Source organism: Kitasatospora sp. NPDC101235, from assembly GCF_044767505.1.
In the GTDB taxonomy this organism is placed as follows: Bacteria; Actinomycetota; Actinomycetes; order Streptomycetales; family Streptomycetaceae; genus Kitasatospora.
Map to the genome: position 1 here is coordinate 83871 of NZ_JBIWNZ010000029.1, position 10928 is coordinate 94798.

At 69.9% G+C, this 10928-nt stretch carries 9 protein-coding genes and 1 pseudogene; 5 read left to right on the plus strand and 5 right to left on the minus strand.

Features of this window, described 5'->3' with window-relative positions:
* Nucleotides 1–63: 63 nt before the first annotated feature.
* Together ACIRRH_RS34915 and tpg are read left to right on the plus strand one after the other, a co-directional pair.
* On the plus strand, nucleotides 64–375 hold the full coding sequence (locus ACIRRH_RS34915) for a winged helix-turn-helix transcriptional regulator (RefSeq protein ID WP_403075508.1): 312 nt from the start codon (nucleotides 64–66) through the stop codon (nucleotides 373–375).
* Between the two features lie 358 nt (nucleotides 376–733).
* Nucleotides 734–1279 carry a telomere-protecting terminal protein Tpg gene (gene tpg, locus ACIRRH_RS34920; RefSeq protein ID WP_403075509.1) on the plus strand — a complete coding sequence of 182 codons (546 nt, stop codon included), beginning with the start codon at nucleotides 734–736 and terminating at the stop codon, nucleotides 1277–1279.
* A gap of 45 nt (nucleotides 1280–1324) precedes the next feature.
* On the opposite strand, the gene ACIRRH_RS34925 is transcribed toward tpg, so the two are convergent.
* From ACIRRH_RS34925 to ACIRRH_RS34935, 3 genes are all read right to left on the minus strand, one after another.
* A complete protein-coding gene (locus ACIRRH_RS34925) occupies nucleotides 1325–2053 on the minus strand; it encodes a hypothetical protein (protein ID WP_403075512.1) in 729 nt (242 codons plus the stop codon).
* Between the two features lie 694 nt (nucleotides 2054–2747).
* Nucleotides 2748–2879, minus strand: a complete 132-nt coding sequence (locus ACIRRH_RS34930) for a hypothetical protein (RefSeq protein ID WP_403075515.1) — start codon at nucleotides 2877–2879, stop codon at nucleotides 2748–2750.
* 134 nt (nucleotides 2880–3013) lie between these two features.
* Nucleotides 3014–4909: a PxKF domain-containing protein gene (locus tag ACIRRH_RS34935; protein ID WP_403075518.1), complete on the minus strand. Its 1896-nt coding sequence runs from the start codon at nucleotides 4907–4909 to the stop codon at nucleotides 3014–3016.
* A gap of 554 nt (nucleotides 4910–5463) precedes the next feature.
* On the opposite strand from ACIRRH_RS34935, the gene ACIRRH_RS34940 reads away from it, so the two are divergent.
* Nucleotides 5464–5796 carry a hypothetical protein gene (locus ACIRRH_RS34940; protein WP_403075521.1) on the plus strand — a complete coding sequence of 111 codons (333 nt, stop codon included), beginning with the start codon at nucleotides 5464–5466 and terminating at the stop codon, nucleotides 5794–5796.
* 57 nt (nucleotides 5797–5853) lie between these two features.
* Nucleotides 5854–6165: a hypothetical protein gene (locus ACIRRH_RS34945; RefSeq protein WP_403075524.1), complete on the plus strand. Its 312-nt coding sequence runs from the start codon at nucleotides 5854–5856 to the stop codon at nucleotides 6163–6165.
* On the opposite strand, the gene ACIRRH_RS34950 is transcribed toward ACIRRH_RS34945, so the two are convergent.
* A complete protein-coding gene (locus ACIRRH_RS34950; protein ID WP_403075526.1) occupies nucleotides 6137–6292 on the minus strand; it encodes a hypothetical protein in 156 nt (51 codons plus the stop codon). The genes ACIRRH_RS34945 and ACIRRH_RS34950 overlap by 29 nt on opposite strands.
* Before the next feature lie 1018 nt (nucleotides 6293–7310).
* Here ACIRRH_RS34950 and ACIRRH_RS34955 point away from each other — a divergent pair.
* On the plus strand, nucleotides 7311–8870 hold the full coding sequence (locus tag ACIRRH_RS34955; protein WP_403075529.1) for an RICIN domain-containing protein: 1560 nt from the start codon (nucleotides 7311–7313) through the stop codon (nucleotides 8868–8870).
* Nucleotides 8871–8921: 51 nt separating this feature from the next.
* On the opposite strand, the pseudogene ACIRRH_RS34960 reads toward ACIRRH_RS34955, so the two are convergent.
* Nucleotides 8922–10085: pseudogene (locus ACIRRH_RS34960) on the minus strand (ISAzo13 family transposase); the annotation flags it as partial.
* Between the last annotated feature and the right edge of the window lie 843 nt (nucleotides 10086–10928).

Sequence of the window (10928 nt, forward strand, 5' to 3'; positions counted from 1 at the left end):
CGGTCGCGCTGCCCGCACCCGCCCGCGCGCGACTGACCGGCGAAAATCGGCCGACCGCTGGACGTGCTGCTGTCCCTGTACAACGAGGAGACCGGGGCCGCGGAAATCTCCCAGCGGGAGATGGCCGCGGCCCTCGGCACCGCCGTGCCCGCAGTGAACCGCGCGGTGCAGCAACTGCGGGAGACCGGCCTTGCCTGGCAGATCGAGGGCGGCCGCTACCAGCTCCACCCGCTTCTGACCGGGGGCGCTGTTGCTTCGCCGGCGACCGCCGTTCCCGAGATCAAGGCCGTGGAACCGGCCGCGTTCACCGAGCAGCGCCGTGAGCGCTACACCGCCCAGATCGCCAACCTTGGCCAGCTCCCCACCTCGGCCTGACGGCACCAACCACCGAAGGGGTCCGCCAACCTGGCGGGCCCCTTCGCGTTACCAACACGGGTAACGCATTTGTCCCGTGGCGGGTACAGAATCGCGGCCCCGCCCACCGGTCCGGTCTGGCCCTGCGCCTGGGCATCAGCCCCGGGATGGTGAAGTTCGAGGGCTCCCGGCCGATGGCCGAGATCACCGAGCCGATCGCCGACGGCGCCAACCCGGGCCGCCACATGAAGGCCGGCGGCGTCGTCTCCGTCGACGAGTAGCCGCCTCCCCGCGCGGCCCGCCGGCACCGACCGGCGGGCCGCCCACCATGACCGCCAGCAGTGGCCGCCGAGCTCGGCGGCCGCGAAGGGAGAACAGTGTGAGCCGGGAGATAGACGAGGGCCTGGAGCGTGCCGAGCGGACCCGTCCGGTCCCGCAGTCCGTCCGGGCCCGGATGCGGTTCCTGCTCAAGGGCGCCAAGGGCTCCACCAAGAAGCTCGCCCAGGACCTCGGCGTCTCCCAGCACACCGTACAGCGCTGGCCCAAGGGCCAGGGCACCCCCAAGCCCGCGCAGCCAAGGCCATCGAGGCCAAAGGTCCGCGCCGCCTGGCAGCCGAGGGTGAAGAAGCGGGTGCGCTGCGACGCCGAGAAGAACGGCTTCATGCTGCACATCCAGGCGACCTTCGGCTATAGCGCGGCCGGCGGCTCCACCGACGACCCGCGCCCTCGCGTGATCACCCAGAAGATGCCCGGCAGCGTTGCCCAGCGGCTGTACGCGGCCCGCGACGCCGGAGCCAGCCAGGCAGAGCAGGAGCGGATCCTCGCCGAAGCCCTGCGCGACGCGTACTTCAAGGACGGCGGACGCCGCGCCAGCGGCCTCGACGTCGAGCTGAACGACGTCGCCTGGATGGATGTCGAGCTGTAGAACGGCCTCGGGGATCAATGGAACCGTGGTTATCGGTGAGAACGATCATGGTCCGATCGGTGCGAGGGCGCTGACGCGGCTCGCGTACTCGCGGCGGGCCTTGCGCTGGGCCGGAACCACCGGGACGCTGTGGCCGCCGTCGAGCGGCTGGCAGCGGGCCAGGAGCTGGCGGTGCACCGCGGGGACCGCGCTGACGCGAAGGGCGTAGCCGAACCCGCCGTACGGCCACGCCCTGGTCGAGCACGGCGCGTTCGGCGGGTTCCAGCTCGGCGGCGCGGCGACCTTGCCCGGCATGTCGAGGGTGACCGGCAGCTCGGGGGTGACCGGCAGCTCGGGGGCCGGGCCGTCCACGTCGGCAGCAGTGTGCTCGGGCAGGAGGTCGGCGACGGCGGTGCGGATGGCGCCGCGGCTGACCTTGTGGTCGCGGGCGAGGGCGGCGATGGAGCGGCCCTCCAGGTAGGCCGTGCGGACGTCGCCGGTCTTCCCGGCCGGGAAGGCGGGGCGCCGGCCGCCCTTACTGCCCTTGGCCGCAGCGGCTCGCAGGCCGTCGTAGGTCAGCTCGCGCTGGAGTTCGCCGGCGGCGGCGAGGGTCTGCACCATGAACTTCACCGTGGACAGCAGCTCGCCGGTGCGCGGGTGGCGGGCGGTGAGGTCCATCGCGGAGAACGCGCCGTCGTGGATGCGCAGTGCGAGGCGGTCGCGGTGGAGGACGTCGAGCACGTCGAGGATGTGGCCGGTGCCGCGAACGAGGCGGAACATCTCGGAGATGTGCACGGTGTCGCCCGGCCGCGCGTATGCCAGCAGCTCGCCGAACTTCGGTCGAGCGAGCGCCGCTGCCGGCAGCCTTTGCGGCGCTGAATGCGAGGCTGGAAGGGGGCATCAGGTTCAGTACTTGCGGCGTCAGCCGACGGGAGTCTTTTGAGTCGAACCGCGCGGTCCCGTAAGCTCCATGAGCCGCTTTCCATAAATGAGAAATCCCGCCGAATGGCAGGGCAAGGCGGCATTTGCAGCCGCCACTCACCTTTTCCGCCCCCTCTTGTCTTTCCTGCTGCCGCAGGATCTGAACCGACTGTAATCCGACAGGTGCATACTGTCTAGACTCGGCGCTTAAGTAACGCCTTCCGGATCATGGATTGATACGCGAAAGCGCCTTGACCTGGGATTATCGGCTGCCAAGTCCCAATCCGAATGACGCGCCTGTCGCTCGGCCGTTCGCCGCGATCGCCCAGTAGCCGCAGGCATTCGCCACTCAAGGCGGCGCGTGACGCGTAGGGCGCCTGGATCGATCGGCTCGTCGCCGGGCCGACCAGCCGCTGGGGCGTTCGGTTTGGCGTTACGCCCCACTGAGCGCACGGAACCAGCAGCGCCCGATCACCAACGAGCGGCCACCAGCCGCTCAACCTGTCCCGATGGGCCAATGAACGAGCATCGCCAAACGAGGCACGCTCGCGTCGGCGAGCCCGGTCGACTACCGGATCACCGCGATCTCGGCGACGTCCCGCACGACCAACGTCCGCCAGAGCTTGGCGACGGTCGTCGCACTGATCGGCCTCACGATTCTCGCCGCCTCGGCGCCGCTGGACGGGGCGACCGTCCACATCATCGCCACCCCGGCCGGAGCGACGCCGCGAGGCCGGGAGAGAGATGGGGCCGCCGTCTCGCGCAAGGCCGTTCACGCGGCGAAGCGCCCGCTCCCGCGAAGTCGACGGGGGCGGGCGCTTCGCTGTGGCGGGCTCAGCGGAGGTGGAAGAGGGCGGTGTGGGTGGTGCCGTCGTTCAGGCCGAGGGTGAACATCTGGCAGGTGCCGGCCCAGGTCTTGACGGTCTTCCACACCCAGGTGTAGGTGTCGCTCGCCGGGTCGTACTGGAGGCTGCTGCCGCCCGCGGTCTCGGCGGGGACGGGCGAGCCGATCGGCGCACCGGTGGTGCAGTCGGCCTCCTGCACCGAAGGCTGGCCGGGGGCGAGGATGCCGAGGCCACGGTTGCCGCCGAGGCTGAACTTGATCGGGACGGAGCGTCCGGCGTTGACGGCGTTGACGGCGGGCGGGTTGTCGACTGGCGCCTGGAAGCCGCCGAAGGGGTAGACGTAGCCGTAGTGGGCGGCCGGGCTGGTCCCGGCCGGGGTGGTCACGGTGACGTCGACGGTGCCCACGGCGTTTGCGGCGGGCGCGGTCGCGGTGATCTGCGTGTCGCTGTCGACGGTGAACGACGCGACGGGGGTGGAGCCGAAGTTCACCGCGGTTGCCCCGGTCAGGTGGCTGCCGGTGATGGTCACGGTGGTGCCGCCGGCCAGCGGACCGTGGTCGGGCGCGATGCCGGCGAGCACGGGCGCCGGGTCCTCATAGGCGTACTGCCCGGCGGCCACGGTGCGGCCCCTGGCGGTCAGCGTCACGTCCACGGCGCCGGTCGCGTGTGGCGGGGCGGTCACGGTGACAGTGGAATCGTCGACCACGGTGACGTTGCTCGCCAGGGTGCCGCCGAAGGCGACCGCAGTGGTGCCGGCCAGGTGGCTGCCCGTCAGGGTGACGGTGGTACCGCCCGTGACGGGGCCGTGGCCGGGTGCGATGCCGGTGACGGCGGCCGGGGTGGCGTTGGTGACCGCCAGGCCGTGCGGGGCGGTCCCGGTGGGGATGTTGGCGGTGACGGTGTTGGTTGCGGTGCTGATCGCCGACACAGTGTTCGACACACTGTTGGCGACGTACACGGCGCCGCCCTCCGGGGCGGCCGCGATACCGACCGGCCGGACGCCGACCGGCACGGTGGCGGTGACGGTGACGGTGTTGGTTGCGATGCTCAGGACGGACACCGAGTTGCTCGACATGTTGGCGACGTAGACGGACTGGCCGTCCGGGGTGACGGTCACGCCGAACGGCTGCGAGCCGACCGGGACGAGGGCCGTGACCGCGCTGCTGGCGGTGTCGATGACCGTGACGTTGCCGCTGTTGTAGTTGGTGACGTACACGGACACGCCGTTGGGGGCGATCGCCAGCCCGGCCGGACTGTAGGCCCCGGCGGGCTCGGCAATGGTGGCCGTGACGGTATTGGTGGCGGTGTCGATCACCTCCACCACGTTATTGGTGAAGTTGCCGACGTAGGCCCGGCCGCCGTCCTGGGTCACCTGGAGCGAGGTCGGCTGACCGCCGACCGGGACGGTGGCGGCGACCATCCGCGTGGCCGTGTCGATCACGGCCACACCGCCCTGACTGGCGCCTTGTCCCACGTAGGCGTGCGCACCGTCCGGGGAGAAAGCCACTGGCACGGGATGGTTGCTGACCGGGATGGTGGCGGCGACAGTGTTGCTCGCGGTGTCGATCACCGAGACGGAATTACTCCCGCTGTTGGTGACGTACGCCTGCGTTCCGTCCGGCGACAGGGCGACGTCCCGCGGCGCGGTGCCGACCGGGATGGTGGCGACGACCGTGCCGGTCGCCGGGTCGTAGGCGGTGACGGAGTTGCTTCTGTCGTTGGCGACGTAGACCAGCTGCGCCGGGCCAGCCGCGTGCGCGGACGTGGTCGGCAGCACCGTGCTAACCGTGCCGAGCAGCGCGGTCGCCAGCACCGCCGCCGCGCCGCGCCTCAGGCGGCGCAGCCGCCTGTCCGGCACGAGCCGGTTCTCAGTGGTCAGTGGCATGAGGTTCCGCCTCTCGGAGGGCACGACCGGATGCTGTCGCTCCGGTTTTAATCCATGCTATTCACAAGTCTTTTGATGCTTCATCACATGCTCATTTTTTGATCAAACAAGATGCTTCATGTGCTAGGCTTGATCAGATCTGATCGGTGCGGAGCGCGGGAGTCCTCGTGCGGCTTGCCCTTCCTCAGGCCGCCGGTGACCGCGTCACTATTACGGGCAACGGATCGTCCGGTTCGCCGTACAAGATCAGCGCCGACCAGACGGTGGTCACCATCGCCACGCCCGCCGGGGCGACGCCGTCGTCGCCAACCCAGCCGGATGTGCCTTCGTCGGCCCGATCACCTGAGCAGCGAGGCAGTAGCGGCTCGCTCCTCTACCAGAGATCCCTGCTTTCCACAGCACTTCGACGGCTACTCACCTGTTCGGATGGTGCATGGAGTGTTGGCCCGGGCAGAGCTGTTAACGGCTGCTCTGATGGTCTCGGCCCGCCGTCTCGCGGGCCCTTCCCCGGACGGCATGGACCTCCCCATGCGCGCCTACGAACGGAGTGCACTGTGACCCGTGCTTCGAACCTCCGGGCCGTACTGGTGACCGCGACCACCGCAGCCTGCCTGGCGGTCGGCTTCGCCGCGGCACCGGCCCAGGCCGCGACCGGCACCGTCACCTGGGTCAACGGGGGCGACTACGACACCTACACCGTGACCAACCCTGGGTACCACCAGTGCCACCCGGTCGGGCTGCACTCCTACGGCCTGGTCAACAACACCAGCTCGTACCTGCAGGCGTACACCTCGACCACCTCCGGGGCGTGTGTCGGCAACTCGATCAGTGTCGCTCCCGGCGAGAGGACCAACTTCAATTTCACGAGCTGGATGGCCCTGGGCTGACCCGATGCCCCAGTCGGAGGTCAGAAGATCTCTACAGACGTCAGCGAGCCACACCAGGTGGTATCCCAGAGCACGATCTTCATCAGCAAGCAGATCCTGCAGATGCTGCCAGGACTCGGAGAGCTGCCCGATCGTCAGGTCGCCTGGAGCCTCCGCGACGTCGTACAGCTCGTCGGACGGGATCGACCAGAAGTAGTCCTTGTCCAGGACAACGGCACCGCCCGCCGTGGCACCTTCGACGTGACGGATCAGCACATCGAAGGACCTGCGCAGCTCATCAAGGGACAATGCAAGGGATCACCAGTCATGAGCACCATCCTGATGCCTGACGACATCAAGATCAGCCGCCGGCGCGGGCGGCGGCGATGAGTCGGGTGACCTCGTCGCGGTTGTCGGCGGCGTAGGCGAGGACGAGTTGCGCGTGCCCAGGCGACGGCGGGGCGAGCGGGGCGGGGGCGCTCGGCTCCACGAACGCCGGGGCGAGGACGCTCGGCACAGGCCCGGCACCGGGACCGGCGCGGGCGCCGGGGCGGGCAGGGCCTCGCCGGTCGGGGGAAGGGGTTGGCCGACGGGCTTGACGGCCGGTGCCGGGGCGGCGGGGGCGGCGGGCGCCGGGGCGGCCTCGGGCTCCTCGTAGGGGTCTTCCAGCTCCTCGGCGGCGTCCTCGATGGCGGTGAGGAGATCACCGAGGTCGACGTTGGTGTACCCGGTGCCGGACAGGTCGTCCAGTCCGTCGAGGAGGGCGGCGAGCGCGTCCTGATCCCAACCGCTCGTCTCTGCTGCCCGGTTATCCACCAGGTTGATCCTGCGGGCGGTCTCGTCGTCGCAGCGGATGACCTCGATCCGGGCGATTGGCTCCCGCTCCTCGCCACCGCACAGCGCGCACGGCTGTTCCTCGCCGTCGGCATGTACGGTGAGCCCGCCAGGGGCCGGGGCCGTGGGCGGCGATCGCCTGGGTGGTGTGGCTACCGGCGAGGGTGACAAGGGCGCCGTCGGCCTCGACGTCCCGGACCGTGAGGGCGCGGTACTGGCCGTTGCGGCACAGGCTTTCCAGGATCGTCGGGACGTCGCCCCGCTTGGCGTTACCCGGGTACGGCGTGAGGGCGGACAGCGGGACGGTGTCCGTGCGGACGTAAGTGACCGTGCTCGTCATCGGCTGTTCCTTCTGGTCACGGCGAGTGCGGCGGAGAAGGGGTAGGCCGGATCAGCAGTACGCGTCCGGCAGGCGATCGCGGCGGTCTGCTCCTCGCCCACCTCAGCGCTGATGTGCGGTTGGTGTCTCTCCGCCTGCCGGGGCGGAGTCGGCTACGGATCACGGCATTCACTACCCCGCGTGCTTCCGCGCGCTCTGCTGCGCGGCGGCAGGTGCCGCAGATCATTGGGCCAACCGGAATCGATTGCTACCGAACGATGGTGGCGCCGGGGTGTTCAGCGCCGTCTTGTGATGCCTTGCACTAGCGCCGCCACCCAACCAGGGCGTGGAGCTTCGGAGAGACACCTAAAGAAGGATCAGCATGACCATCCGCCTGCGACTGCCCTACCGGGTCACCGCCTTGGCCGCAGCCCTCTTCGCCGCCGTGGCCGCCATCCCGCTCACGGCCACCGCTGCGAGGGCGGCAACCCCGATCTGCATCAGCGGCGCGTTCCAGTACGACTACCAGTCCGCCGACGACGGACCGGCCAAGCCCACCCGCACCAAGCCGCTTCGCAACGCCACCGTCGAGCTGTGGGGCTCCGAGCAGAGCACCGAAACGCCGCACGCGCTCAACGTCGTGGGGCTCACCGACTACATCGATGGCAGCTACAACCTCTGCTACACGCCCACCACGACCACCTCGTTGAGCTCCGTGCAGGTGAAGGCCTGGGCGGCGAGCAACCGGCTGTGGTGGGTCTACGGCCCCTCTGAGGTGTACACCATGCTGTCGCAGGCCATGTCCAACATCAGCCGCAACACGAACTTCGGCACGACCAAGGCCCCGGCGTCCACGGCCCAGGCATGGCATATCGCCGACACCCTCAACGTCGCGTGGTGGAATCGCGCGAACCCGAAGAGCATCTGCTGGTCCGCCAATGAAACGGACGGCAACACCTGCACCCCGCTCAAAGTCCGTTGGGCGCCGGCGAGCCCCGGTTCCGGCCACACGCAGTACGACCCCGCCAACAACATCGTCTACATCATCGGCGCCGACGCCGACTCCGAGCACTACATCCTGCACGAGGCCAGCCACTTCCTCATGCACCGCCTCTTCAACGGACCGTGGTCCGACAGCCTCACCTGCCAGACGCACTCCATCTGGCGGGTGAGCTCCGAAGGGTGCGGGTGGTCGGAGGGGTTCGCCAACGCGGCCGCCGCCTATATGCTCGGCGACTCCCGCTTCGTCTTCGGCGACGGAAGCAGCTCCGAGTTCGCCTACGGGGGCGGATGGGACGTCGGCGACCAGGTGGAGGGCAATGTCGCCGGCTCTCTGCTCGGCCTCTGGCGCAACGTCGACAACGGCTGGAGCGGAAGCATCGCCGCGATCGCCGCGCAGAAGCCGTACACCTTCTCGGCTTACTTCAACACCGCCCGCCCGGCCGCGAACCCGCCGCTGGCCACCGACGGTGCGGCGCTCGGCAAGCTCGCCCCGCACACCATCGACTACGGGCTCACCATCATCGGCGACGGCAAGTACCACAGCCTCACCGACGGCGGCGGCATGGCGCTGGAGCGCTACGGCTCGTGCATCGCCGCCAGCGGCGCCAACGCCACCCTCGGCACCCTCGACACCACTCGTAACTGGCAGCGCTGGAAGCTCGACGCGAACACGGACGGCACCGTCCGGATCTCCGACGGCTGCACCCAGCCGCTCACCCTCACCGCCCCCACCGCTGCCGGCGGCGCGGTCACCGTCAAGGCCTTCGACGCGGCCAACACCTACCAGAAGTGGAAGGTCGCCAAGAGCAACGGCACTCTGAAGCTCACCAACCCGCAAACTGGCCTGGCCCTCGACACCACGAGCTTCGCCTCGGGCGCCATCACGACCGTCAACTCGGCGAGCAGCGCGAACTCCCAGTCCTGGGCCCCCGTCGTCTGAGCCCCCCGCTGTCCCGCCGGTACCACACGGAGTCGGCGGGACACTCGTGTATCAGGGCACCCTGAAGCTCAGGCAGGCGCCCAAGGTGCGCTCCTTAGGACCTGCGGAGGATTGACTCGCAGTCTTGATCTGGCGGGTGATGCCCTGGGTGGAGGCGAGCTCGAAAGCGCTTCCACGTCGGCGAGTCGGGGCTTCGGCGGGCTTGATGGTGCGGCCGGTGGCTTGGAGGAGTTGGCGGACGTCGCGGGTGCGGCGGTTGACGGTCTCCGGGGTGACGCCGAAGAGTCGGGCGACGGCGACCTGCGGGAGTCCGAGCCGCTGGTGGAGCAGGACGGCCAGGAGGCGGTCGGCGAGGGTGAGGACGGGGCGGCGGCCGGTGGTGCCGTCGCCCTTGATGCGGGGCCGGTGGCCGCGCCGCTTGTCCAACTGGCCTTCGCGCTGGGTGTCGTGGAGGGTCAAGAGCTGGGCGATCAGTGTGTCCCACTGGGCCGGGGTGAGCCCGGTGAAGGCCGGATGCTGCAGCCAGGCGAGGTCGGGGCTGGGCTGGTCGAACGGGTCCGGGGCTTCGTTGATCTCGGCGTAGGGCTCGGGCCGTAACGTGTAGTTCCAGTCTCCGTGCCAGGTGTGCCGGTCCAGCGGCAGAACGTCCATCTGCCGGTCACCGACGGTGAAGCCGGTGGCATAGGCGCTGGTGTCGAGTTCGGCGTGGACGGTCAGCCCGGCGTTGGTGCGGGTCGCGGCGATGCTGTTCACGATGACTTCGTGGCTGGTCAGCGGCCTGCCGCGCCAGTTCATCGTGATGTGCGAGAACAGTCGGTGTTCGACCTTGTTCCATTTCGATGTGCCCGGAGGAAAGTGACACACGGTGATCTGCAGGCCGGTCTCCAGGGCGAGGGCTGCGAGTTCACTTTTCCAGGCGCGGGTGCGGTAGCTGTTGGAGCCGCCCGCGTCCGCGGTGATCAGCAGCCGGGATGCGGCCGGGTAGTCGAGGCTGCCGCGGGCCTTCCACCAGCGACGGATCGACTCGACCGCGAACGCGGCGGTGTCGTGGTCGGTGCCCACGTTGACCCAGCCCGTGTTTGCGGCCAGGTCGTAGATTCCGTACGGGATCGCCTTGCCGAGCTCCCGGTCCGGGAGGTCGTGGGTCTGCACCCGGACCGGCTCGCCCTCGCGGTGCCACTCCTGGCCGGCGTTCTTGTAGTTCCCGACCAAGTCGGGTAGCGGGAGCACATTGCTGTGCTCCCGCCCCCTCAGAACCGTGCGTGCCCGCTGTCCGAGCACACGGCTCAAGCAGACCCCGCAGGGCTACTGGCAGGTTGCAGTGCTGTCCGACTGCCGGTGCTGGCGCCGCGCCAGCGGTGGCAGTGGGTGTGGATCAGGCGGAGGTAGGCGGCGCTGTCGTTGATCGCCGATACGGTCCTGAGCGCCGCCGGGGCCCGCCGGTTCCGATCCGGAACGGCGGGCCCCGGCAGTCCGTCGCGCGCCCCGCCGCCTGCCCGGGGCCGCCGAGTCGCCGGCGCGACGCCGCGGGGACGACATCGCCATCTGCCCGCCGTTTCCGGAGGGGCGGATTCCGGTCACTTGTCCGGGGCCGCCGCGGCCTGCCGGGACCGCGAACGGTGTCCGTGCGGGCGATGGCGACCCGTGCCGGTCCGTGCCGGCGGCGGCTCTGCGGAGTCGGCCCGGGCGGGCCGGCGAAGCGGCCGGCGGGACGTGCTTCCGCCGCGACGAGAAGGCGCGCTTGACGTTCCGTCAAAAAAGAACATCGCAGCTCGGCCCATCGGTTCGCCGCAAGGTAACTCCTCGTCGGGCAGCAGCCGTTGACACCTCCACTCGGCGTCCTCGTTCTCCCGCGACGGACTGCGCGACCGGTCCGGGCACGACCGTGGAGCCCGGTGCCCCTCCGGCGGCACACGGTGGCGGAAAGGCGTCGGCGGGTGCCGGGCGACGGGCGCGATTTCGGCGAAGGCAGCGCATCGCCCCCGAGTACGCCGGTAACGTCTGCCGAGGCACAGCGGGCTTGAGTGTCCACCGTGGTGTCGAGCTCCAGCAGGTCGC

Excerpts from the sequence above, each read along its gene's own strand:
- ACIRRH_RS34955 (WP_403075529.1), top strand. The coding sequence starts at position 7,311 with ATGACCATCCGCCTGCGACTGCCCTACCGGGTCACCGCCTTGGCCGCA.
- ACIRRH_RS34930 (WP_403075515.1), bottom strand. The coding sequence starts at position 2,879 with ATGTGGACGGTCGCCCCGTCCAGCGGCGCCGAGGCGGCGAGAATCGTG.
- ACIRRH_RS34935 (WP_403075518.1), bottom strand. The coding sequence starts at position 4,909 with ATGCCACTGACCACTGAGAACCGGCTCGTGCCGGACAGGCGGCTGCGC.